This is a genomic window from Streptomyces coeruleofuscus (genome assembly GCF_039532725.1).
GTDB lineage: Bacteria > Actinomycetota > Actinomycetes > Streptomycetales > Streptomycetaceae > Streptomyces > Streptomyces coeruleofuscus.
The window spans coordinates 85,509-109,080 of the sequence record NZ_BAAASE010000015.1 but is presented as its reverse complement, the minus strand read 5'-3'; the positions used below and the strand labels follow the sequence as shown (position 1 = coordinate 109,080).

Annotated in this window: 23 protein-coding genes and 1 pseudogene; 12 read left to right on the top strand and 12 right to left on the bottom strand. The window is 68.7% G+C overall.

The genetic code is table 11. The features are described 5' to 3' along the window. Window positions 1-134 precede the first annotated feature (134 nt). From ABFX81_RS38585 to ABFX81_RS38560, 6 genes are read left to right on the top strand one after another with little or no spacing between them, the layout of a single operon-like run. Entirely contained in the window at window positions 135-446 is a 312-nt protein-coding gene (locus ABFX81_RS38585; protein ID WP_086841226.1) for a type VII secretion target, read from the top strand. Continuing rightward, window positions 443-1,669: a putative T7SS-secreted protein gene (locus tag ABFX81_RS38580; RefSeq protein ID WP_086841224.1), complete on the top strand. Its 1,227-nt coding sequence runs from the start codon at window positions 443-445 to the stop codon at window positions 1,667-1,669. Before ABFX81_RS38585 ends, ABFX81_RS38580 begins: the two co-directional genes overlap by 4 nt. Window positions 1,670-1,702: 33 nt before the next feature. Continuing rightward, the gene (locus ABFX81_RS38575) at window positions 1,703-2,299 is read left to right on the top strand and encodes a hypothetical protein (RefSeq protein ID WP_086841222.1); all 597 of its coding nucleotides are present in this window, start codon (window positions 1,703-1,705) and stop codon (window positions 2,297-2,299) included. Next, window positions 2,280-2,948 (top strand): hypothetical protein, encoded by a 669-nt coding sequence (locus tag ABFX81_RS38570; RefSeq protein WP_086841220.1) that lies wholly within the window; start codon window positions 2,280-2,282, stop codon window positions 2,946-2,948. The genes ABFX81_RS38575 and ABFX81_RS38570 overlap by 20 nt, the downstream gene beginning before the upstream one ends. A 38-nt stretch (window positions 2,949-2,986) precedes the next feature. Next, window positions 2,987-3,523 (top strand): hypothetical protein, encoded by a 537-nt coding sequence (locus tag ABFX81_RS38565; RefSeq protein ID WP_346139394.1) that lies wholly within the window; start codon window positions 2,987-2,989, stop codon window positions 3,521-3,523. Then, a complete protein-coding gene (locus ABFX81_RS38560; protein WP_346139393.1) occupies window positions 3,520-4,062 on the top strand; it encodes a hypothetical protein in 543 nt (180 codons plus the stop codon). The genes ABFX81_RS38565 and ABFX81_RS38560 overlap by 4 nt, the downstream gene beginning before the upstream one ends. Window positions 4,063-4,149: 87 nt before the next feature. Here the strand turns inward: ABFX81_RS38560 and ABFX81_RS38555 are convergent, their stop codons facing one another. From ABFX81_RS38555 to ABFX81_RS38515, 9 genes and pseudogenes are all read right to left on the bottom strand, one after another. Next, window positions 4,150-4,758: a hypothetical protein gene (locus ABFX81_RS38555; protein ID WP_086841216.1), complete on the bottom strand. Its 609-nt coding sequence runs from the start codon at window positions 4,756-4,758 to the stop codon at window positions 4,150-4,152. 53 nt (window positions 4,759-4,811) lie between these two features. Then, a pseudogene (locus ABFX81_RS38550) lies at window positions 4,812-5,467 on the bottom strand (hypothetical protein). A 412-nt stretch (window positions 5,468-5,879) separates the two neighbouring features. Then, window positions 5,880-6,521: a hypothetical protein gene (locus ABFX81_RS38545; RefSeq protein WP_086841214.1), complete on the bottom strand. Its 642-nt coding sequence runs from the start codon at window positions 6,519-6,521 to the stop codon at window positions 5,880-5,882. Between the two features lie 43 nt (window positions 6,522-6,564). After that, window positions 6,565-7,197 carry a hypothetical protein gene (locus tag ABFX81_RS38540; protein WP_346139391.1) on the bottom strand — a complete coding sequence of 211 codons (633 nt, stop codon included), beginning with the start codon at window positions 7,195-7,197 and terminating at the stop codon, window positions 6,565-6,567. Next, window positions 7,184-7,597 carry a hypothetical protein gene (locus ABFX81_RS38535; protein ID WP_086841212.1) on the bottom strand — a complete coding sequence of 138 codons (414 nt, stop codon included), beginning with the start codon at window positions 7,595-7,597 and terminating at the stop codon, window positions 7,184-7,186. The genes ABFX81_RS38540 and ABFX81_RS38535 overlap by 14 nt, the downstream gene beginning before the upstream one ends. A gap of 9 nt (window positions 7,598-7,606) precedes the next feature. Beyond that, window positions 7,607-8,962: a spectrin repeat-containing protein gene (locus ABFX81_RS38530; RefSeq protein WP_086841210.1), complete on the bottom strand. Its 1,356-nt coding sequence runs from the start codon at window positions 8,960-8,962 to the stop codon at window positions 7,607-7,609. Further along, window positions 8,959-9,258 (bottom strand): hypothetical protein, encoded by a 300-nt coding sequence (locus ABFX81_RS38525; protein WP_086841208.1) that lies wholly within the window; start codon window positions 9,256-9,258, stop codon window positions 8,959-8,961. The genes ABFX81_RS38530 and ABFX81_RS38525 overlap by 4 nt, the downstream gene beginning before the upstream one ends. Before the next feature lie 40 nt (window positions 9,259-9,298). Further along, window positions 9,299-10,390 carry a hypothetical protein gene (locus ABFX81_RS38520; protein WP_428837259.1) on the bottom strand — a complete coding sequence of 364 codons (1,092 nt, stop codon included), beginning with the start codon at window positions 10,388-10,390 and terminating at the stop codon, window positions 9,299-9,301. Beyond that, entirely contained in the window at window positions 10,381-11,052 is a 672-nt protein-coding gene (locus ABFX81_RS38515) for a hypothetical protein (RefSeq protein WP_086841206.1), read from the bottom strand. Before ABFX81_RS38515 ends, ABFX81_RS38520 begins: the two co-directional genes overlap by 10 nt. Before the next feature lie 861 nt (window positions 11,053-11,913). Here ABFX81_RS38515 and ABFX81_RS38510 point away from each other — a divergent pair. Beyond that, window positions 11,914-13,839, top strand: a complete 1,926-nt coding sequence (locus tag ABFX81_RS38510) for a glycosyltransferase (protein WP_086854116.1) — start codon at window positions 11,914-11,916, stop codon at window positions 13,837-13,839. A gap of 35 nt (window positions 13,840-13,874) precedes the next feature. Then, window positions 13,875-15,047, top strand: coding sequence for an LCP family protein (locus ABFX81_RS38505; protein ID WP_428837258.1), 1,173 nt, complete (start codon window positions 13,875-13,877; stop codon window positions 15,045-15,047). On the opposite strand, the gene ABFX81_RS38500 is transcribed toward ABFX81_RS38505, so the two are convergent. The 3 genes from ABFX81_RS38500 to ABFX81_RS38490 all read right to left on the bottom strand — a co-directional run bounded on the left by ABFX81_RS38500 (window position 15,048) and on the right by ABFX81_RS38490 (window position 19,167). Further along, window positions 15,048-16,283, bottom strand: a complete 1,236-nt coding sequence (locus tag ABFX81_RS38500) for a hypothetical protein (RefSeq protein ID WP_086854114.1) — start codon at window positions 16,281-16,283, stop codon at window positions 15,048-15,050. Next, a complete protein-coding gene (locus ABFX81_RS38495; RefSeq protein WP_346139390.1) occupies window positions 16,273-18,294 on the bottom strand; it encodes a hypothetical protein in 2,022 nt (673 codons plus the stop codon). Before ABFX81_RS38495 ends, ABFX81_RS38500 begins: the two co-directional genes overlap by 11 nt. A 156-nt stretch (window positions 18,295-18,450) precedes the next feature. After that, window positions 18,451-19,167: a hypothetical protein gene (locus ABFX81_RS38490; RefSeq protein ID WP_086841622.1), complete on the bottom strand. Its 717-nt coding sequence runs from the start codon at window positions 19,165-19,167 to the stop codon at window positions 18,451-18,453. Window positions 19,168-19,618: 451 nt separating this feature from the next. On the opposite strand from ABFX81_RS38490, the gene ABFX81_RS38485 reads away from it, so the two are divergent. The 4 genes from ABFX81_RS38485 to ABFX81_RS38470 are packed head-to-tail and all read left to right on the top strand — an operon-like array spanning window position 19,619 to window position 23,565. After that, window positions 19,619-20,353 carry an SAF domain-containing protein gene (locus ABFX81_RS38485; protein WP_086841624.1) on the top strand — a complete coding sequence of 245 codons (735 nt, stop codon included), beginning with the start codon at window positions 19,619-19,621 and terminating at the stop codon, window positions 20,351-20,353. A gap of 17 nt (window positions 20,354-20,370) precedes the next feature. After that, complete coding sequence (locus tag ABFX81_RS38480) at window positions 20,371-21,273, top strand: hypothetical protein (protein WP_086841626.1); 903 nt, start codon at window positions 20,371-20,373, stop codon at window positions 21,271-21,273. Continuing rightward, a complete protein-coding gene (locus tag ABFX81_RS38475; protein WP_086841629.1) occupies window positions 21,270-22,577 on the top strand; it encodes a TadA family conjugal transfer-associated ATPase in 1,308 nt (435 codons plus the stop codon). The genes ABFX81_RS38480 and ABFX81_RS38475 overlap by 4 nt, the downstream gene beginning before the upstream one ends. A 46-nt stretch (window positions 22,578-22,623) precedes the next feature. Then, a complete protein-coding gene (locus ABFX81_RS38470) occupies window positions 22,624-23,565 on the top strand; it encodes a type II secretion system F family protein (protein ID WP_346139407.1) in 942 nt (313 codons plus the stop codon). Window positions 23,566-23,572: the final 7 nt, after the last annotated feature.

The window sequence follows — 23,572 nt, the reverse complement described above, 5'->3', positions numbered from 1 at the left end:
ACGCGGAACAGGATTGATGTATCGAGAGCGTATCTCGTACGGGGCGCCAGGAGGAGTGAGGGAGTCCGCAATCGTGCCCGCGCTCGTCAGATTCGCACCGAGAAAAGTTGTAGAGCCATAGAGAGGCATCGCTGATGGGGGACCACATAAAGGCGGATCTCGCCGCCATCAAACAGTGTTCACGCGATCTGACCAAGATCCATGGCGAGTTCGAGCGGAACGGTAATCCTGCGGACGAGTACGGCCAGGCGGTAGGCCACGGTGGCCTCAAGGACGCCTTCTCGGAATTCGGGGACACCTGGAAGAAGACCCGGAAGAAACTGATGAAGGAACTTGAGCAACTGGCCGAGTTCACCCGGACCGCCGCCAAGGCGTACGACGACATCGATCAGGAGCTGGCCAAGGCCATCCGGGATGCCAAGGCGCAGAGCAAGGGGAAGAAGTGAGCAGGACGGACGCCGACTGGCCGCCTCTGTGGGATGACGACCCGACACCGGGTGACCCGGAGGAAGTCGCTGAACTGGGTCGCAAGTTGCGCAAGATGGCCGACATGATCGAAGAGCAGTCCCGGGTCATCAAGGCGCTCGCCTCGGTGGAGGGTTGGGACAGTGAGGCCGGAAAGGGCTTCCATGAACTGGCTGGTGGCACGGCGGACAAGCTGAAGAAGTCCTTCGAGCGCTATGACGAGGCGGCCAAGGCCATCGGGGAGGATGTGCGCGAAGGCAGCTCGGACCAGTTCGCCAGTGAAATGCGCCGCGCGCAACGGAAGGCGGACAAGGCACTTGCTGACTATCGCGAGGCCAAGGCCGACCATGACCTCGCGGACGACGAGGTGAAGAAGTTCACCGAAAAGTATCCCGCGCAGAACATCCCCGCCGCGGACAAGGAAGAGTACGAGCGCTGGGTCAAGAAGCGTGATGAGGCCCTGCATCGCATCGGTGATGCGCGCAGGGCCGTGAAGGATGCCAGGGAAATCTACGACGACGCGGGGGACAAGGCGGCCCGTCATATCAGGAACGTCGTGCACCATGATGCGGTCCGGGATCCGGGTGGTTTCATGAACCTGCTGGCGGACTGGGCGGATATGTTGTCGAACATCTCGGCCGTCCTGTCCGTGCTTGCGGTGATCTGCGCATTCGTCCCGCCCCTTCAGTTCCTGGCTCCCATATTCGCGGCCCTTGCCGTGGTGACCAGCGCGGCTGCGCTCGCCGGCCATGCCTACGACATGACTGTGCGTGGCGGGAAGGTCGATTGGATGAAGCTGGGAGCCGATGCGCTGGGAGTGTTCCCCGGACTTGGCGCCCTGAAGGGGATCAAAGCTCTCAAGGGTGTCAAGGGACTGGCGAAGCTCAAGGTGGGAGGCTCCGCCGCACTCCGCGGTGTGGGAGACAACTTCATGAACGGGATCGCCGTCAAGGGCGTCAACTGGGTTCTGGGCAAGGCAGGCCGCAGCGCGATAGAGGGCAGGAAGATCACGGGGGTGATCAAGGGGGCCGGTCTCGGCAGCGCCCTGCACAGGATGCTCAGCGGCGAGAACGGAGAGAGGACCGGTTACCAGGAGCCTGCCGCCAGTACACCCACACCTACGCCCACACCTGCGCCGTCTCCCTCACCCGGTCCTGCCCCGAACGTTTCGCCCAAGCCGTTCAATGCGGCCCTGGCGGCCTAAGGCTTGGCAATCCGTTCAAGGAGGACAGAAGTCATGAGCGAGGACAATCGGAACCTCGGGCCGCGGGAGTTCATCGGCCGGCGGGGCGGTGACGTGGCTACGTTGGTCGAGAGCTCGGTGATCGCTGCCGTGCCCGAGGCGAAGCGGGCCGCGGAGGAAGCTCGACGAGAGCTTCGGTTCGACTTCCTGGACGACCGAGCGGTGCTCGAACTGCTGCGCCGGCGTCATGTCGACGAAGAGGACATGTTCAACGCGGGGTTCAAGCACGGAGTGCCGCTGGCGCTCGTCGGCTTCGGGGCCGTGACCTATTGGGCCGGCGTGGCTCAGTACTGGGAGACCGCAGCAGCCCGCAACGCCTATCTGGCCGTCGCCGGAGCCGTCCTGGCGCTTGAGATCTTCTTCTTCGTGCGAAGTGCGATTTCACAATGGGGCGATCCGGTCCGGCAGAACCTGCGGGCCCGGGCGGCAAAGTACCGGCAGATCGCCCACGTCGCTCGTCGGGGAGGAGCTGACATCCCCGCTCACTACCCGCACTACGGGCCCTACCCCTTCGCCGCGAGATTCCGTCCCGAAGTGGCTGATCGCGAAGAGTCCGAGAGCAAAGGCGCAGATGACCACGGACACCGTTGACGAAGCCCAGCGCAGCCTCACAGAAAGCGGCGGCATAGAGGTTCGCTGGATCATGCCGGAGGGCTTCCTCGAGCTGCCTTTCGAGGCTGATGACTTGGAAGAGCTGGGTGAGCAACTGGTCGAGTTGGCCAAGCAGGCGCTGCCCGGTGCCGACGAGGAAGTGCAGGTGCAGTACGCCGCGATGTGCGTGGCGCACTACGACGAGTTCATCGAGGCGGGCGTGCAGTACGCGGGCTTCGTCACCACGGAGGTCGACGGTGTCCGCTGCACAGCGACGGTGAACGTCAGCCTCCTGGACCTCGATGAGCGAGCCGGCAGCAATCCGGTGGGCTTCATCGCCACCACGATGCGGCACCTGGAGCTCGGACAGATCGGCGAAGTGCAGCTGCCCTGCGGCCCGGCGGTGACATGCGTCGGCAACCGCTCCTCCAGCATCGACGGCAGCCTGACGCAGTCGGGGCAGGACGAGCCGATCTGGACGTCGTTCATACAGGTTCAGATACCCCTGAACAACGGGACGGTACTGCTGCTGGAAATGGGAACGCCGACGGTCGAAGGGTGGGACGTCTTCTCCTCGATGTTCGCCGGCATCGTGAAGAGCGTCCGCTTCTTCGACGTCGACGGGGATCCGTTGGTGATGCCGGGGTGAAGGAGACAGCACCTGGCGATGCCTCATCAAGGGCGGGGGTGCCCAGGGACTACCGGCTGCTGGTTCCGCGGGAGTGGTTCCGCATCGACCTCATGCAGGATCGCTGGCGCGCTCAGCTGAAGACCTATGTGGACCGGCAGGCAGAGGGCCGACGCGTGCCCGCGGAGCTGCAACAAGACGTGTGGGCCACGCTGCGCAACACCGCCGAAGCCGGCCGTGCGCGCGGTGCCATGGAGTTCTTCCTCCTCACGACCACGCGGAACGGCGGCCTCCCGGCCTCGCTCCTCGTGTCCATGATGCCGCTGGGGAACACCCCCGCTGATCCGGAAAAGTACGCGGCCTGGCTCGAACTGCGGGAGCCTGAAGGCCCAGGACGGCGGCAGGTGTCGGTGGTGGATCTCCCGGCGGGTGCCGCGGTGCGCGTTCTTGGCGCCACGACGTTGAGTGTTCATGCCCTGATGCCCGGCGGGGTGGGTTACCTGACGCTCTCCTTCTCGGCTCCGCTCACTGGGATGTCGGGCCCGATGGAGCAGTTGTGCGATGCCATTGCGGGGTCTCTGCGGTGGGTCGTATGACGCGGGCAGGAGGTCTGCGAGGCGGCCTGGGGGTGGTCGGGGTGATTCTCGGGCTGGTCGTCGGCGCGGGCGTGATCCTGCTGGTCATGGGCCTGGGGAAGCGATTCGCCCGTGTGGCCGTTCCGGGGTTGGTGGACCTGCCCGGGGGTGCCTGGATGGTCGGTGGTGGCCTCGGTGTGGTCACCGTGCTCGGGGTGGCCGGCTGGCTGCGCTGTGCCTCCGGGGCCTCGGACGGGACCCGCATGGCGCGAGGGCTGCACGCCGTGGGGACGGCGGTCTGCTGTGCGGCGGCGTTCGGGCCGTTCTTCCTTCTCTTGAGCGGATTGCCCGGCAGGAACTGCCGGTCGGAGAGCTGTGCGTACATCCCCGGGACCGGCAGCGCGTTGCTGGCCTATGTCCTCAGTGCAGGTCTGGTGGGCTGGTCCGTCCACCGCTGGACCAGTGCGCGGGCTGCGGAGCGGGCGGTGTTGGAGCGGGAACGGGTGCGGAGGCTTCGGAAGAAGGGGAAGGGGAGGAGCCGGGCGGCGCGTCAGGGATAGCGCGGAATCGCGTGCTCATGCGGAAATGTCCGCGGTTTCGACGCAGCGGCTGAGTCGGGCCAGCTCATCGTGTGCCTCAGTAGACCGTCAGGGCTCCGTCGGCTGAGTGGCCTCTTCGGCTTCCGGGCGTCGGCGGTCGTTGATGACGAAGGCCGCGCGGACGAGTGCTGTGATCGTGACGATCGTGGAGAGCAGTCCCACTGCCCAGAGCCACGGATAGTTGCTGAACACCCAGCTTGGTGCGGTGTCGCGGCCGCGGCCCCACTCGCCGGTGTCCTGGGCGTTGAATACGAGGCTCACGTAGGGCACGAGCGCGGCTGCGGATGTGACACCGAGGCCCGTGCGGACCAGCGTGCGGGCGGGGTGGGCCTTCCAGGACTTCCATTTCATGCTGCTCAGCGACCATACCGAGAGAAGCACCAGGAACGGGGCCAGGGCCCCCAGGCATGCGGCGAAGGCGTAGGCCCCGCCCGGCCACGCCTCTGCTGCCCACTGCCAGGTGTCGTCGCCCCACAGCATGTCGACGACTGCCAGGAGGACGATGCCGCCTGTGATGCAGAGAAAGATGAGGCAGCCGAAGACGAACTCGCCCTTCCTCGCGTCCTTGCCGCTGGTACGCCGCTTGCCCGCATGTCGCTCGTACTGCAGCGAAGGGGCAGCTGCTTTGCGGCGTCGGGGTTTGGCCGTGCCTCCCATGCTTTCCGTCTCCTTCTCGCCCGGTCACCTGTTGACGGACAGTCGTGATCTGCTCACCGGCACTTCTCCGCCGCCGTCTCGACGAACACCTTGGATGCCTGCCACAGGTCCGTACTTGTGGGGAACTTGACCATCACGATCTCGAAGTAGTCGAAGTCCTCTAGGCTGGGCTTGGTCTTGAGGAAACCTTCTTGGTCTTGATTTCCTTGCCGTAGAACTTCCCTGAGTCCGTGCAGAACGCGACCTCTACCGACTTGCCGTTCGTAGTGGACCGCGTGGTGGCGTCGTAGTGGCGCAGTGTTCCGGTGGCAGTCCAGCCGCCGTCGATCCAGGCGTCGATCTGAGTATTCGCATAGCGCAGCCCATCACCGGTGGCGTAGGTGGTCACAGCCGCGTCCTTGGTGGTGCGCTTGTCGACGCCCCGGTAGATGGCACGGAGATAGCTCGCGGCGTCGTCCATCGCCGCCGCTTCGTTCTTGTCCTTCGGCTTGTCCCAGTTGAAGACCAGGTTCATGTCCTTGGGCAGGGACAGGTCGACGCCGTCCGGCTTGTTCCCTGCCGGTGTCCCCGATTGTTCCGCGGACTCCTTCGGGGACTCCACTGCCTGGCCGGCGCCTGCGGTTTTGTCGTTGTCGCTGGACTTGTCGTCCCCGCTACCGCAGGCCGTCAACAGCAGGGCCGCCGTCACCGCCAGCGCGGCAACTGGCAAAGCGCGGCGCTTAACAGGGACTCCCCGTGAGACAGAAGTTCAGTCAAGAGCACCGACGGTATCGCTGAGGTTCTTGGTTTCACCAGTGCGAACTTCCGAGAGTGCAGGGGCAATTCGGGAAGTATGGGTCTCTCGCAGGGCTGGGTTGTGTCCTGATCGTGCTCATGCAGGGGACGGCGTCGGATGCCGCCGCCTCCGGCGTCCGTTCGCTCTGGCGTCCCGACGAAAGATGCGCTGTTGCGGGTGTCGCCGTGTCCAAGAACAGCTGGCCCGGCTCCAGAACAAGTAGGCGGACCTCACCGTCGTCAAAGCAGTCACAGGACCTGAAGCTGTAGTACTTGGCGTCCTGGACAGGCATGCGGAATGCCGCTCAGCAACGCTCGCCGCTTGAATTCGCCCCAGGCAACGCCGGTCAATGGGCCGTGCCGGGAAGTCGGAGTGTCCGCGCGAAGTCGTCCAGTGCCTCCATGGCCGCAGCCATCACTTCGGGATCGTCGTGGTGCCCGCGCAGGCACACGTCGGGGACGCCGGGCGGGGTGTGCCAGTGGTAGGTCACCGAGGTCATCATGATCGTGCTGTCCGCCGGGTACGAGCGAGTGACCCGGGCTCCGTCCTCGCCCAGATGCGGGGAGGCGAAAGCGATGCTGCCGGTGCGTTGCTGCCACTCGGGGATGTCCGGGTGCGGCACGGTCGGCGCGCTGAGCCCTTCACAGGAGGCCGCGTCGGGGACTTCGCAGTGGATGCGGGTGGCGTGCACCACCAGGGGCATGTAGGTGAGGGGAACGGGGTGGTAGATGAACGCCTCGTCGGCCTGGAGCTTGTCCCGCAGGATGACGATTGTCTGCTCGTAGAAGTTCTTGTGGAAGCGGCGAAGCTTGCGGGTGAGTTCGATGTCGTGAATGGTGGCCAGGCCGATCAGGTGCTGGTCCAGCCATTCCTTGAAGGTTCGTCTGTCGATCTGTAGATGGAGATAGCCCCAGAGGCCCGGGTCGGCATCTGTGTCGATGTGGAGCGGGGCACCGAGGTCGGCGCTCCATAGGGTGCCGTCTGACATGAGCGGTCTCTTTCGTCGAGGCGTGGGCAGTGGGGGCGGGTCCCTAGGAGTAGCTCCAGCGGAAGGTGCTCATGACGGCGTCGAACAGCTCCACGAGGGTGTCGTAGAAGGCGGGATCCGAGCCGGGCGCGATCAGCGCGCTGTAGGAGAAGGTGAGGTATTTGTCAGGCGCGCTGTCGGGAATCGGCACGAGGTACTCGACCCGCCGGTGAGCGACCTCGACGCCCTGTTCCGGATCGGCGGGCACCTCTCGCTCCGATCGCAGGGCCGCGGTGTCGTCGAGCTCGCGGACCTCGGCTCCGGGGATCTCGGAGGCGAGCGCGGCCAGGACCGCTTCCGGGCCGCTTTCGGGTCTGACCCGCGGAATCTCGATCGGCTCGGAGGCCACGATCGAGACGGGCAGCGCGATGCCGTGGAGACGTTCGGTGGGGAGGTAGAGGGTCATTCCCCCCTTGGCGCTGGCCCGGCGGACGACCTTTTTCAGCTCCTGGGTGAGCTTCAGCCGGGCCTGCGGAATGTCGTCCTTGGGGAAGCCGACAGGCAGTTGCGCCACGGCCTTCCGGACGATGCGGTCCATCGCTTCCCGGGTACCCGAGTGCAGCGGAATCACCTCCCAGCCGGGCGGCGGTACCAGGTTGAAGCCGTTCGGGGCCCGGCGGTGCTCAACGGTGGTCATTGCGCCCCCGTGTCAATTCCACGGCGTAGGCAATGCCTACGAAAAGCGCCCACGCCGGGGCGGCGATCATGCCCGGCCAGAACCCGAAGAACAGCGAGGGCAGGAAGAAACCGCCCCCCATGGCTAGATCTCTGGTGAGGTAGGGGGGACGGCTCGCATGACGCGGGTACTTCGCGAACACCCAGACGTAGTGTAGGAGGCAGCCGACGATCCCGGCCTCATAGACGTAGAGCACGTCATTCATCAGGGATTTCGGTACCAGGATCATGATTCCCAAGACCGGCAGGAAGAGCGGCATTCCGATGAACAACGTCAGTCGAAGCCGCCGGTTGGGGCCGGTGCCGATGCCAGTGCGGGCGGCTTCGGCCTCGACAATGCGTTGCGCCGAGTACAGGTCCATGGTCATTCCTTACCAGTGGGTGTCGGGGGCGGGCTTCAACGTGTTGTCCTTCCAGTCCGAGTACGCCGCGTTGTACGGCTTTTCGCCGCTTCCGAACTCTTCGTTGGTCAAGCTTGTCAGGTCGCTCTTCCCCAGCGCCTTGTCCATGACGTCCATCCCCATGCCTGTCCAGGCGATGCCGAGGCCCACTTGATAGGACTTGTACGCCTTGTCCGCGGCGGCCCCAGCGGCCTCCGGAAAGGCAGCCTTGTTCGCCTGCAGCATCTTCGCCATGCCGGCCATCTCCTTGTCGCCGAGGTGTACCAGCGTCGACAACGGGCTGACCCTTAGCGGACTCTTGGCGACCAGGCCGACGTTCTGTGAGATGGACTTGCGCATCGAGTTACGAGCCGCCCCGAGGGCCTGCTGCCCCGGTCCCTGCGGCACTTTGGTCATCAACCGCCCGGTGTCGTCCATGATGCTCTTGACACCCCTGAGCCCTTTGCTCAGGCCGGCGGTTCGGGCCGCCTGAGCGGCGCCCACGGTCGCCTTGGCGCCGCTGGCGAGCTTCGCGGCGGCCCCGAGACCGCCCACGACGAGCAGCCCACCCACGACGTCGAAGATGACATCCGTCCAGGTGGCGTCGCCGGATGCGACGAGCAGGAGTCTGAGGGCGATGGTGAGGCCCGCGATGCCGAGCACGAGCATGTTCAAGCCGGGAATGGCGAGCGCCACAAAGCCCGCAACCGTCGCGATCCAGCCGAAAGCGTCGATGAAGGCCTTGATCAGGTCGGCGTTGTCATGGACCCAGCCTTTGACGTCGTCCCACCATGAGTCCTCGATCACGTCTTCGATCTCGGCGCGGATCTTCCCCGCGTAGTGGTTGGCGCGAGTGCTCCGTTCGCCGGTGAGAGTGTGCAGACGGGTCCGGTACGGCTGCAGGGGATCGTCGGCGGGACTGGTGCCGCTGGTGGACGGGTGCGGGATGTCCTTGTCCTCCGAGGCGGCCTTCTTGGCCTTGTCGGCCTCGACCTCCTCCTGCTTTTCCTTGGTCTCGCGCAGGAGTTTGTCGGCGTCGCTCTGGAAGTCCTCCAGCTCGTTCGACCACTTGGTCAGATGGCCGTGCACACGCTCGTACCGGCTGGCCACCTCCCGCATGTGCTTCTCCAGCGTGCCGGACTCCTCGCGCAGGCGTTTGACGTACTTGCCCTTGAGGGTGTCCTCGTCGCTGATCGCCTTGAGGTTCTTTGCCTGGTCCCGGAGTTTCTTGGCAACCGAGACCATGTGCTTGACCTCGGCGCGGATCTCCTCCGGATCACCAGGCACTGGGTCGGAGTCGCACAGCGGCTGCCAGTCGACCGGACGGCGCTTGGATGTAGGTGTCACTTTTTCTGCTTCTTCTTGCCCTGCTTGGCCAACTGCTCGTCCAGGTCCTCGAACGCCTTTTTGGTTCCGGCCACCATCTCGCCCACCGACTTGAGTGACTCGACGAGCCGGGTGCGGTAGTCGTCCCAGTTGTCGACGAACTCCTCCATGACGTCGGCTATGGCACCGGAGCCCCAGTGCTTGTTCATGTCGTCGCGACGGTTCTCGATGTCCTCGAAGGTCTTCTTGAGCTGCCCGAGCTTGCGCTCGCAGTCCGCGAGGAACTCGTAGTCGACCGTCAGGTCCGAGTCGCTCATGGATGACCCTCCCCCCGTGTGTGTACGCGCTGCTGTCGGATTACCGGTTGACGGCCTGGATCTCCTGGACGGTGACCGCCTGTTCGCTGCCGAACGTGCCGTTCGGGAGGTCGCCGCCCGTGCCGCCGGTGCCTGTCCAGGCGATGTCCCAGGTGATGGTGGCCTGGAGTTTGTACGTTCCGTTGCCGGAGGAGCGCAGGTACTTGAGCCCACAGGGCGGGGTCTCGTCGGCCTTGCCCTTGGCGTACGGCTCGCCGATGGAGCCGTCGGCGTTGATGACGCACTCGCCGGAGGCCGGGTAGGTCTCGGCGTCCTTGGTGCCCGGCTCCAGTTTGAGGGCCACCGGCTTGGCGGTGGTGGTGGCCTGGATGTTGAAGCCGGGGACGTTGATGGCGGCGGTGGCCTGGACCTCGTCGAAGACGGCCTTGTCGAGCCAGGCCCAGGTCGGCAGGTTCACCTTGGTCTCCGCCTCGGGCGCGAGGGTGACCTTCGTGTCGGGCAGCTGCATGTGCTGGTAGGCGAGCGCGGCGAGCATCTCCGGCTTGATGGCCTCTTCGTAACGGGCCGGCGGGGCCTCCCCGTTTTCCACCCAGAAGGGCAGGTCGGTGCACGAGGTCCGCTTGAGGTAGTCCGGCTCGTTGGGGTTCTCGACGCCGGCCCAGAACATGCCCTTGCCGTCGTTCTCGACGTTGTAGTCCTTGTAGCCGGGGCTTCCGTCCCAGCCGAACTCGTCCTCGTAGTGCCGCTTGGTCTGGCCCAGGGCCGAACCCGCGGTGCCGCCCATGCCGGGTGTGTTCAGCTGGCGCTCAAGGTCCTCGGACATCTTCTTCTTGAAGTCCTTGGCGCCGAGGTAGGGGGCGTACCAGCAGGGCGGAGGCGTCCAGTTGACGTCCGCCGGCGCCACATTCCCGGTGCTGCCGTCCTTGGTGACGGATCCGGAGTACTGGATGCGGGCGGCGGCGTAGATGCCAGTCGCGTCGCCGCCGCCCTTCTGTTCCGTGCCACCGCCCTTGCCGAAGTCCACCGGCTCCGCCGCGGCATCGGGTGCGGCGAGGAGAAGAGCGCTGAAGGCGAGGGCCAGGGCAGCGGTGCCGGTTCTCAGGACCGGACCTCGGCACTTGTTCACCGGCACTTCTCCGCGCTCGTCTCGACGAACACCTTGGACGCCTGCCACAGGCTCTCGGCCGTGGGGACCTTGACCATCACGATCTTGTAGTAGCCGAAGTCCTTGAGGCTCGACTCGGTCTTCAGGACCTTCCCGGTCTTGACCTCTTTGCCGTAGAACTTCCCGGTGTCAGCGCAGAACGCGACCTCGACGGACTTGCCGTTGGGGGCGGACCGGGTCGTGGCGTCGTAGTGGCGACGGGTTCCGGTCGCGGTCCAACCGCCCTTGATCCATTCGTTGATCTGCACCTGCGCGTAGTGGAGTCCCTCTCCGGTGGCATAGGCGGTCACGGCTGCGTCCTTGGTGGTGCGCTTGTCGACGCCCCGGTAGATCGCACGGAGGAAGTTCGCCGCGTCATCCATCGCAGCCGCCTCGTTCTTGTCCTTCGGCTTGTCCCAGTCGAAGACCAGGTTCATGTCCTTGGGCAGGGACACGTCCACGCCGTCCGGCTTGTCGCCGGCCGGTGCCCCCGAGGGCGATGCCGACTCCTTCGGCGTCTCCGATCCCTGGTCGGCTCCGGCGATCTTGTCGTTTCCGCTGGACTTGTCGTCCCCGCTACCGCAGGCCGTCAACAGCAGGGCCGCCGTTGCCGCCAGCGCGGCAGCAACGGGCAATGGGCGGCGCTTCACAGTGGCTCCCCGTGAGAAACAGAAGTTCAGTTAGGGCTCTGACGCTACCGGTGAGGTTTCCGGTTTCACCAGAGCGAACTTCCGCGTGGACAGGGGCAATCCGGGATGTAAGGGCCCCTCGCGGGACTGGCTGTGTCTTGATTGTGCTCAAGCAGGAACGGCGCCGGGTGCCGCCGTGTCCGGCGTCCGGCGCCCTGGTGTTCCCGGGGACGGTTCGCTAGGCCGAGGCACGTTAGTCATGCGGAGGAGGGGCCCTGCAGCACGCACATGTGGAGTTCGCTGCGGCGCTCTTCCCTCTCGACGCGCAGCCAGGATCCGTCACGGAACGCCCCAGGCCCGGGAACGCCAGCCTTCGCCGGCTGCATTGCCCGGCGGGCGAAGGCGTGGCTAAGCAGTCGTCACCGGTACGCCCGCATCGGCCAGCGCCTCCGTGACGCCCATCGGCGCGGTCATGCCGTTGCCTCCCTGTAAACCTTATGAACCCCATGAACCCTGTGAAGCTCACCGTTCCGCCCCTACAGCCAGACCTCCGAAACTACACTCGCGCCCCATGCGTAACTCCCGCAGCAAGAAGGCGCCCGCTTCACCCGGTGAGTTCTACGGAAGCGCGTGGAGAAGACGGCCCGCGGGAGTCGGTGCCCGGTCCGGGCCCGGGGGCGGTGACGCCCCCTGACCGCCGCCGAGTCCCCCCACACCCCGACCCGCCGCAGCAAGGCCCGTCACAAACAGTCCCGAGACCCCCGAGCCCACTGGCTGTTACTCGCCCTCACCCTCCCCCTCGTCTTCGCCCTCCTGCTCTTCGAGGGCTGGACCCAGCACGAGGTCGACGCCGCGAAGGAGCGGACGCCCTGTGCCTCGCCCGTGCCGGAGGCCGTCGCGAAGGGCGGGCCCGTGATCGGGATCAACCGGGACGGGATCCGGTCCGGTTCGATGCCCGCCCGGACCGTCGCCCTCACCTTCGACGGCGGGCCCGACCCCGTCTGGACCCCTCGGCTGCTCGAACTCCTCAAGCGGAACGGGGCTCGCGCCACCTTCTTCCTGCATGGTGCAGAGGCAGCCCGGCACCCGGAACTCGTCCGTCGGATCCGGACCGAGGGGCACGAGATCGGATCCAACACCTACACCGGAGCCGTCCTGGGCGAGTCGTCCGCGCCCCGCTTCCGGTCCGAGCTCGAACTGACCCAGAGCGCACTGGCCGGAGCCACCGGAGTGCGTACCAATCTGCTGCGCATGCCGCGGACCACCACCCCCGACACCCTGTGCGGTTCTGAGTGGCAGGCGGCGCGGCGGGCCACCGGGTACGGGTACGTGCTCGTCGCCGCCGACAAGGGGTCGCGCAAGCCGGCGCAGGGGATCGTGCGGCAGCTCAGCCAGACGGAGAGCGCCTATCTGGAGGCGCGCAGGCTGCTGGGGGACCGGAGTGTCGACCGGTTCACCACCGTGTCCCAAGGGCTCGGGCTGATTCCGTACGCGCCCCCGTCCCTCGTCGAAAAGTGGCTGGGGACAGGGCTGATCCAGGTCACGCGTCTCGGGCAGGTCTTCTCCACCGCCATGATCTGGATCCTCGGCGTCGCCGGTGGGCTCGGCGTGCTGCGGCTGTTGCTGCTCGCCCTGTTCGCCCGGGCCCATGTGCGACGGCTGGAGCGGTTCCGGACCGGGGCGCCCTGGATGCGTGAGGGGTCCGGGCCGGTGACCGTGCTCGTCCCGGCGTACAACGAGGAGGCCGGGATCGGGTCGACCCTGCGCTCGCTGCTCGACTCCACCCATCGGGAACTCCAGGTCATCGTGATCGACGACGGGTCGAGCGACCGGACCGCCGACATCGCCGAGAACATGGGGGATCCGCGGGTGGAGGTCGTACGGCAGCCCAACTCCGGCAAGGCCGCCGCCCTCAACACCGGGCTCGCCCAAGCGCGGTACGACATCGTCGTGATGGTCGACGCCGACACCGTCTTCGAGCCCGATGCCATCGAGCGGATCGTGCAGCCGCTCGCGCATCCCGCCGTGGGGGCCGTCAGCGGCAACACCAAGGTCGGCAACCGGCGCAGTCTGCTGGCCCGTTGGCAGCATCTGGAGTACGTGTTCGGGTTCAACCTCGACCGGCGCATGTTCGAGGTGCTGGAGTGCATGCCGACCGTGCCGGGTGCCATCGGGGCGTTCCGCCGGGACGCGGTGATCGGCGTCGGCGGGGTCAGCGAGGACACGCTCGCCGAGGACACCGACCTGACGATGGCCCTGTGGCGGGCCGGCTGGCGGGTGCTGTACGAGGAGTCCGCCGTCGCCTGGACCGAAGTGCCCACCACGCTCCGGCAGTTGTGGCGGCAGCGCTATCGGTGGTGTTACGGCACGTTGCAGGCGATGTGGAAGCATCGCGGGGCTCTCTTCGGCATGGGGCCCGCCGGGCGGTTCGGGCGGCGCGGGCTGACCTACCTCGCGCTCTTCCAGGTCGCCCTGCCGCTGCTCGCGCCCGTCATCGACGTCTACGCCCTGTACGGGGTGCTGTTCCGCGACCCGTGGGAGTCGGCCGCGGTGTGGTTCGCGTTCCTCGGCGTGCAGATCGTCTGCTCCGGTTACGCGCTGAGACTCGACGGCGAGCCGGTCCGGGCCCTGTGGTCGATGCCGTTCCAGATCGTCGTCTACCGGCAGTTGATGTATCTCGTCGTCATCCAGTCGCTCGTCGCGCTGCTGCTCGGCAGTCGGCTGAGGTGGCAGCGGATGAAGCGCTCCGGGACGGCCGCTGAACAGATCGGCGGGCCCGTTCCGTATAGGAGCGTGCCAATGCGCTGACCCGAGAGACCCCCCACAGCACCTTCGAGGCGTCGATGAGCGACTGGACCGACCGTCCGCGACAACCCCCTCCGGAGTGGACCCCACGGCGGGAACCTCCCGCGCCCTCTCTGGCGCCACCGCCCTCGACCCGCACCGCCCCCCTGCCGGGCATGCCCTCGCCCGCCGCACCCGGACGCTACGACAGCGGGCCTCACGGACGCGACGGCCGCGGCAGCAGGAACCGGCGCCGCCCCAGCCGGCGCCGCCGGTTCCTGCGTACCGCGGCCGTGCTGTCGTCCGTCCTGCTGCTCGCCGGTGCCGGTACGTACGTCTGGGCCGACACCCGGCTCAACCAGCAGGTCGACCTCGGCACGCTCTCCGGCCGGGTGCCGCGCGGCGAGGGCACCAACTACCTGGTCGTGGGCTCCGACAGCCGCGAGGGACTGTCGCAGCAGGACCGCAAGGAGCTGAACACCGGCTCGACCGAGGGCCGCCGTACCGACTCGGTGATCCTGCTGCACACCGGGGCGAACGGCACCACGATGCTCAGTCTGCCGCGCGACTCCTGGGTGACCCTCCCGCCGTACGTCGATCCCGACACCGGCCGGAGCTACCGGGCCGCGCCGAACAAACTGAACGCGGCGTTCTCGCTGGGCGGCCCCGACCTGCTCGTGCGGACCGTGGAACGCAACACCGGCGTGCACATCGACCACTACGCGGAGATCGGCTTCGCCGGTTTCGTGGGGGTGGTGGACGCGGTCGGCGGCGTGGACCTGTGCCTGGACAAGCCCGTACGGGACGAGGACTCCGGCGCTGACCTGCCCGCCGGCTGCCAGACCCTCGACGGCGCCGAGGCGCTGGCCTTCGTACGGCAGCGCAAGCAGGAGGCGCAGGGGGACCTGGGCCGCAGCCGCAACCAGCAGAAGTTCCTCGCCGCCCTCGCCCGCAAGGCCGCCACCCCGTCCACCCTCGCCGACCCGTCCAAGACCTTCCCGACCCTGCGCGCCGGCCTCGACACGCTCATCGTCGACGAGAGCACGGAGCTGCCCGACCTCATGTCGCTGTTCGAGGCCATGCGGAAGGCCGCGTCGGGCGGGGGCAGACAGCTCAACGTGCCCGTGGCCGACCCGGACCTGCGTACGCCCCAGGGCAGCGCGGTGAAGTGGGACGACCGGCGGGCCCGCGCCCTGTTCGCGGCACTGCGCGAGGACCGGCCCCCCGGCTGATCAACCAGTCTTGGTTCTGCGGGAGTTGAAGCCGTCCAGTGGCTGCATCAGCGACCCGTATCCCGTCGCCGACCACACGCTCCGCCCGGCCGGGATCTCGAAGTAGGGGACGGTACGGCCGTCCCCGGTCCTGTCCGTGAGCACCTCCGGGGCGCGGCGGTCCCGCAGCGCGTCCGCGCAGTCCTGGCACACCGCCACGTCGAGCCGGTCCCGCCGGCCCAGCGGTCGCCAGCCGGTGCGGAGGGCGGCACGGCCGTGCAGGGGGTCGAAGAAGCAGAGGGGCAGACCGGGGGAGCCGGCGAGGGCGTCGCGGCCCTCCTGCGCCAGGGCCAGGACGCCCGCCAGGTCCGGCACGCCCCGGGCCTCGTCGAGGACCCTGCCCGCGGCGGCGTACGCGTCGAGGGCGCGCTGGAGACCGGGTGTCGTGGCGACACCGGCCGCCTGGGTCGCCTCGCCGAGGGCCAGCACCTCCGCTTCCCCCCGGCGCCGCAGCTCCGCCTCGTCGGCCGCGCGGGCCGTGGCGAACACCAGCTGGGGAACGGCATGAGGGGCCCTGCGAGAGCGGGAGCGGACCAGGGCGCGGGTCGCGAGCGCCGCCAGGATCAGGGCCGGTACGGCGACCAGGGGCCACAGCCACCACCGCGAGTCGCCGGGCTCCCCGTGTTCCCGCTTCCGTGCGGGGGCGGCGTCGTCCAGGTCCTTCATCGCCTCCTCGTACCGCTCTGTGCCCTTTCCCTCCGCCACCAACTCCACCGCCTTGGCGGTCAGGTCGGCCAGCCCCGCGTCCCGCGTCTCGTCCAGGAAACCGGCGGCGGTCACGGCGTCCCGGGCCTGGTGGGTGTCGGCGGGCCACTCGTAGCCGTTCAGGGAGTCCGGGAAGTCGCCGTCCGTCGTGATGAGGATGAGTTCGCGCTGGTCCGGGAGCCGGTCGCGGACGACTCCGGCCAGGTCGTCGGAGTCGCCGTCGAAGGCGTCGCCCTTGGTGAGCGGCGTGAGAACGACCTTGATCGGCAGGCCCGTCCGGCGGATCCGTTCCGCCAACTCCCGCTGCCGGGAGGGCGGTACGGCTTCGGCGTACGCCTCGTCGACGTAGACGGGCGAGGTGCGCAGGGCCTCGGCGATGCGCTGCCCGGCGCTCGGGGCGTCGCCGTCCGCCGCACGGGCCGGGGCGGTGGTCAGCGCGGCCAGCAGCAGCGCCGCGAGGACGGTGACAACGCGCTTGACGTCAGTGGACACCTGCGGTCTCCCTCACCTTGTCGATGAGCCGGGCGATGCCGCCGGGTACGGCGGTCAGCGGGCCGTCGGTCGCGTCGTAGTAGGGCGGTCGGCCGCCGTCACCGGACGCGGAGCCGGGCAGCCTCAGCAACCTGCCCGGGATGCCGCTCGGTTGGGCGATGGCCGTGTCGCGGCAGGGCTCGCAGACGGGGAGCAGGCGCCTGCGGTTGCCCTCCGCCGCCTCCGCCGATACGCGTACGTGGTGGCGGCTGACGGCGGGCCCGTGCAGGGGGTTGACGCCGCAGCACAGGTCGTTGGTGTCGCCGGTGAGCGCGGCCCGGCCCGCCCGGGCGAGTACGACGACGGCCGTGAGGGTCGCGGGATCCGTGCCCGGCCTCCGGGCGCGGTCCGGGTCGCCGTCCAGGAGGAGCATCGCCGCGTCGAGGCAGTCCCAGGCGCGGGCTTGCCCCTCGGAGCCGGTGAACTCCCTGGTCAGTGCGCTGATTTCCGCATAGGCGGTGCGGCGGAGGTAGGACGCCGACGGTTCGGTCGGGGAGGTGACGGGCAGGAGGCCGGCCGGCTCGGGTTCGGGTGAACGCCGCCGTCGCAGGGCGGTCACGATCCACACCGCCCCGGCCGCGATCCCGGACAGCAGGAGTGCCAGGAAGGCGCCCACGAACAGGCCGGGCGTGAAGTCGGTGGCGAAGAGAGGCGGAAGGGCGTCCTCGTCGGCGGCCCTCGGGGCGGGGGCCGGTGCGGGTTCCGATCCGGGCCGGTCCGTGCGCGGGGTCTCGTCGAGGAAGTCCATCAGCCGGTCGAGGCGCTCCCCGAGGAGGTGGTCGTCGGCCTCGTCCGCCCTGCTGTCGCCGAACGTGACGGAGTCCGGCAGGTTGAAGGACAGGTGGTCGGTGTCCCGGCGCAGGCCGTGGTTGTAGAAGTCGATCGTGCCGTCGTCGGGATCGGCGACCACGTACAGCCCGTCCTCGCGCACCTTGGCGTGCACCGCCGCGGCGAACAGCATCGAGTCACCGGCCGACTCGCTCTCGGGGGTCTGCGGCACCACCGAGACGAACACCGGGCCACCTCCTGCGGAGCGCCGGAAGTCCCGGATCCGGTCGTGCAGCCGGTCCAGTTGGCGGGCGTCGAGCACCCGCGGGCTCTCCGGATCGGCGTAGACGGGGTCCTGCTTGAGGCCCGCCGCCACTCGTTCGACGCGGGCGGACAGGTCGGCGGGGGTGGGCGGGGGTGCCGCGCTCGACCTGGTCTGGTCGAAGACGGCGGGGGCGGTGAGGGCGATGGCGGTGGCGGTGAGGACGGCCGCGCCGGGGACGACCCAACGGGGGATGCGCCGCTCGGCCCCGGAACGCCGGCGGCGGCGCCTGGCGTACCCGGCCGTCAGCAGGATCAGCAGGGGTACGCCGGTGAGCAGGATCCCCGTGAGGAACGACTGGTTCTTGCGGTCGGACGGGCCGATGTACATGTCGGCGGGTCCGTCGTCCGGGTACTTCTCACGCGCTGCCTCGGCACGGGCCGCGGCCTTCTCCCCGCCCAGGGCGACGACGTCGACGAAGCGTTCGAAACTGCGCAACGGCCCCGCGTCGAAGGGAAGCTCGTACTGCGCGACGGTCGAGGCGGCGTCGGCAGGCGCGCGCACCCCGTAGGCGGTGGCCTCCGCGACCTGCATGTCGTCGACCAGTACGTACAACCCGTCCCGCCCGAGCCGGTCGTGCACCGCGCCGAGCAACTGCCTGCCGTCGACGCCGCTCTCGCCGGGCAGGACCAGGACGTAGGTCGGGACGCCGGTCTTCTTCGCCAGCCTCGCGAAGTCGGGGGCCGTGGACCGGGGGATCTCGCGGGGGAGTTGGTCGGTGACGTAGACCGGGTCCTGGCGGAGGCGGTCGGCGAAGTACGCGGCTTGGGTGACGGGAGCGCTGTCCGCTGCCCGGGCCGGCGTGGCGGTTGCGAAGAGAGCCGTCAGCGAGCAGAGGGCGAGGAGGAGCAGGGGGAGGACGCGGGTCCGATGGGGGCTCAATGCCCCCAATGTCCCTATCCCTACTGCGTGTTCGCTCGCCCTGACTGTTCTCACCGGTGTGCCCCCGACGGTCCGATCGCTGTCCGGGCCGCACTTTACTCGGGGCTTCGCGAGTGCTACAGATCGCCGCCGGTTGCGAATCCGGTACCCGGCGGTTCAGCCCAGCTTCGCGTTCTGGGCCTTCACCACCGTCGCCGGGAGCTTCGCGTCGCCCGGCCTGTCCTGGACCATGGCCATGCCGTCCACGGAGACGTAGACGGCCATGACATCGCCCTTGCGGACGGCCTGGGCGTGCAGGGTGTGGGTGATGCCCTGGAAGGGCATCGTGGCGCGGAAGGCGAGTGACTCGTCACCGGCCTTCGCCACCGGCTCCTCGGCGGTGACGGAGTCGTACGTGACTGAGCCGTTCGCCTTCGCCGTGAAGCCGTCGCCGCATGACTCGACGCCCTTGGCCAGCCCGGCGAACGCGGCCTCCGCCTTGCCGGGCGCGTACGTCGTGAGCGTGATGTACGTGAACTCGTTGCCCTGCGGGACATAGTGGGTCAGGTCGCCCTGCGGCTCGCCGACAGGCAGCTGGTTCGTCGCGTAGGCGGGCTGGGCGCAGGCCGGCTTGTCGACCGTGACGTCTTCCGGCGACTTGGCGAAGACGTACTTGTCGTCCCCCTTGTCCCTGGAGGTGGCCTTCACGTCCAGCCCCGGCACGTCGGCCTTCGTGATCATGAGCTTCGCGAGCCGTTCGGCCGGGGTCGCCTGCTTCGCCCGGGTCGCGGTGGGCCGGGGCTCCCCGGTCGCCGTGTCCGAGTCGGCGCTTCCGCCGCACGCCGTGAGGGACAGCAGGGACAGGGTGGAGACGGCGAGCGCGGCTCGCTTCATGGGGCACTCCTCGTGGGGGACAAAGCGAAGATCATGGCACGGCCACGCCGGTATCACGTGAGTGAATGGTGTGGGCCTCATGGCCGGTATGTGACGAAGACCCCGGCGGCCGGACGCCCGCCCACCAGGCGTCCCCCCGTGCCGAATTCGCTGCCGCACAGCAATGGGCCTGTCCGCGTGCCGCCATCAACGGGTTTGTCCAGCCTTGAAGTTGCAGATGAGTAACGGTGCGCGTGGTGAGGTGCGTGACGCCGGACGCGCCTTGAGGGGCTTATGTGCGGCTGATACGGTGCGATGGCTTGACACTCCCCCCCAGTGCTGGCTATTCGCCCAGGTGGGGCGGGTACGTCCGGCCCATCCCGCATTTTTTCGCGTGGGAGGGTGCGGGTGAAGTGTCCACTTTTGAAGGCAAATTGACAGACATAATCTTGGGTGTACGGGGAGCGGTTGCGTGAAGATCCAAGAGCGTACGGGGGCGGGCGCCGGTCGTTCCGCCGCTCCGGCTCAGCCGTCGGTCGGAGACCGGCTTCCCACACCACCTCGCGAGCGCAAACCGGCACTGGCCGCGCTTGCGGTGCTGCTCATTCTGGTGGGGGCGTTGGGGGCGACGATGCTCGTGCTCCAGGTCGGGGACCGGGTCGAGGTCGTCAAGGTGACGCGGGACATCCAGCAGGGCGAGTCCGTCACCGCTGACGACGTGACCTCCGCGCTCGTGGCGGCCGACGACAGCATCAACTACGTCAAGTGGAACCAGCTGAGCGCCCTCAAGAACCTCAAGGCACGGACGACGATCTACAAGGACACCGTCGTCATGGGCCAGATGTTCGGCGAGGAGGGCGGCGTCGCCGCCGGCAAGTCCACCGTCGGACTCTCGCTCAAGGCGGGGCAGTACCCGACCGGGCTCCAGCGGGGCGACACCGTCGCCGCCTACCGCGTCAGCGCCGACTCGGGGGCCGGTAACAGCAACAGCGGCTCGTCCTCGTCGGCTGCCGGTAACTCCGTCATCGTCGACCAGGCCCAGGTCACCTACGTCCCGGGCGCGAAGAGCTCCGGCGACGAACTCGTCAGCAGCACCAACCTGGCGGTCACCCTGACCGTCGACAGCGACAAGGCCGCCGACCTGGCCCAGGCCGCCTCCAACGGCGAGGTCGCTCTCGTTCTCGTCTCCGGTAAGTCCGGCAACTAGAAGGCGGCACCCAACCCATGGCGCTCATCGCTCTCGCCGCCGACAAGGGTTCCCCCGGCGTCACCACCGCGGCCGTCGCCCTCGCGGCGGTCTGGCCGCGGCGCGTCCTGCTCGCCGAGACGGACCCGGCGGGCGGTGACCTCGTCTACCGCAGTGCCGCCGCGCACGGCGGACCGCTCAACCCCAACACCGGCATGCTGTCCATCGCCGCGACCGCGCGCCGCGGCCTGGTGCCGGACCAGCTCTGGGACCACGTACAGCCGTTGAGCGGGGGACTGGAGGTGCTCGTCGGGCTCGGTATCGCCGAGCAGGCCGCCGGGCTCGCCGGGCTGTGGCCCACCCTCGGGCACGCCTTCGCCTCCCTCGCCGACTCCCCGAACGCCGCCGCCGACGTCATCGCCGACTGCGGACGCATCAGCGGGGACACCCCTGCCGTCGAGCTGTTCCCGCACGCCTCGCTCGTGCTGCTGCTCTCCCGCACCGAGCCCGAGGCGATCGCGCGGGTGCGTGACCGTGCCGCCACGCTGGCCGGCAAGCTGCACGGCGGCCCGCGCGGTGCCGCGAGCCTGGCCAACCCGGTGATCGGGGTCGTCCTGATCGCCGACACGGGCAACGCCGGCAAGCTCGCCTCGCAGGTCAACGACATGCTCGTGCACGCCCAGACCGGCGCCCGCGTGGTCGGCACCATCGCCGACGACCCGGCCGGTGCCGACCAGCTGGCCGGCCGCAGGCGCGGCCGTCTCGACAAGTCGCTGCTGATCCGCTCGGCCCGCAAGGTCGCCGCCGACCTGTACCAGCAGTACGGCGCCGCCTGGGCCGCCTCCGCCCAGGCGAACCAGGCCCACCAGGTTCAGCAGGCCCACCACGTCCAGCACAACCACCCGGGCCAGATGCAGGGCCACGCGGGGGCCGGCACATGACCGCTGTCGACCACCAGTTGGTCAAGCGGTTCCGCCAGGACGCCGGCGACCGCATCGCCGAGCAGCGCCGACAGGACCAGATCAACAACGTCACTCCGATGTCCACGGAGGACGAACGGCAGTACGCCCGCGCCGTCATAGCCCAGATCCTGGAGGAGTACGCCCGCGCCGAGATCAACGCGGGCCGTACGCCGCTGGACGCCGAGACCGAGGAGCAGTACGCGGCCGCCGTGCACGCGGCGCTGTTCGGCGTCGGCCGGCTCCAGCCGCTGCTGGACAACCCCGAGGTCGAGAACATCGACATCAACGGGTGCGACCAGGTCTTCGTCGGCTACGCCGACGGGCGCGAGGTGAAGGGCGACCCCGTCGCCGAGACCGACGAGGAGCTCATCGAGCTCATCCAGGTCCTCGGCGCCTACTCGGGTCTGTCCTCCCGCCCCTTCGACTCGGCCAACCCGCAGCTCGACCTGCGGCTTCCGGACGGTTCGCGGCTGTCCGCCGTCATGGACGTCGCCCGGCGACCCGCGCTGTCCATCCGCCGCGCGCGCATGGGCAAGGTGTTCATCTCGGACCTCGTCGGCAACGGCACGCTGACCCCCGAGGTCGCCCACTTCCTGGCCTGCGCGGTCCGCGCCCGCAAGAACATCATGATCGCCGGTGCCACCAACGCCGGTAAGACGACGCTCCTGCGCGCCCTCGCCAACGAGATCCCGCCGCACGAGCGCCTCATCACCGTCGAGCGGGCCCTGGAGCTCGGGCTCGACACCTTCCCCGACCTGCACCCCAACGTCGTCGCCTTCGAGGAGCGCCTGCCCAACTCCGAGGGCCAGGGCGCCATCTCGATGGCGGAACTGGTGCGACGCTCGCTGCGTATGAACCCCTCCCGCGTCATCGTCGGTGAGGTCCTCGGCGACGAGATCGTCACCATGCTCAACGCGATGTCGCAGGGCAACGACGGCTCGCTGTCCACGATCCACGCCAACAGCTCCAGCGAGGTCTTCAACCGTATTTCCACCTACGCGTTGCAGGCCTCCGAGCGGCTGCCCATCGAGGCCAGCCAGTTGCTGATCGCGGGCGCGGTGAACTTCGTCGTCTTCATCCAGCGGCGCAACGACTTCGGCAACGGCGGCCGCCTCCAGCGCATGGTCACCTCCGTCCGCGAGGTCAACGGCGTCGACGGACGCGTCCTGTCCAGCGAGGTGTTCGCGGAGGCCCCCGACGGCCGGATCGTGCCCCACGCCCCACTGGCCTGCCTGGAGGAACTGATGGCACACGGCTACCGGCCGTCCGGGACCTGGGGGTGAGCCGGGGATGAACACGACTCTCGCAGCAATCGGCTCGCTCGGCTCCATGGGCGGCCTGTTCTCCACCACCGTCCTGTACTCGATAGGAAGCGGCGTCGCCGTCGGCGGCGGCCTCGCGCTCTTCCTCGTCGCCGTACGCGGACTGCCCGTCAAGCCCGACCACGAGAAGCAGAAGGCCGCCGAGCGGGCGAGCGAACTCATCCGCTTCGCCGGCCAGCGCGGCTCGCTCGCCGCCATCGTCGGCCTGGTCGTCCTGCTCCTCACCCGCTGGGCGGTCGCGGGCATCGCGGCCGGCGTCCTCGTCTTCTTCTGGGACCGCCTGTTCGGCGGCGCCGGCGAGGAGCGGGCCGCCATGAAGCGCGTGGAGGCCCTGGCCTCCTGGACCGAGTCGCTGCGCGACACCATCGCCGGCGCGGTGGGCCTGGAGCAGGCCATCCCGGCCTCGGCCCGCGCCGCCGCCCCGGTCCTGCGCCCCCACCTCGACGCCCTCGTCGACCGCCTGCGCGCCCGCACCCCGCTGCCGGAGGCGCTCCAGCACCTCGCCGACGAGATCGACGACGCCTCCGCCGACATCATCGTCGCGGCCCTGATCCTCAACGCCCGCCTGCGCGGGCCCGGTCTGCGCCAGGTGCTGGGCGCGCTGGCGAAGTCGGCGCGCGAGGAAGTGGACATGCGGCAGCGGGTGATGGCGCAGCGGGCGTCCACGCGGCGATCGGTGCAGATCGTGGTCGCCGTCTCGGTGGCCTTCGTCCTCGGCCTGTCGATCTTCAACCGTGAGTTCGTCGAGCCGTACGGCTCCCCCCTCGGCCAGGTCGTGCTCGCCGGCGTCTGCGCCCTGTTCGCCATGGGCTTCTGGTGGCTGCGCAAGCTGTCGGCCATCGAGACGCCCGAGCGCTTCCTCGTCCGGGACGAGTCGTCGATCCAGTTCGTACGGCCCCGCACGCCCGCGCAGCAGACGCTCCAGCCGGAAGAGGGGGTACGACGGTGAACGACCT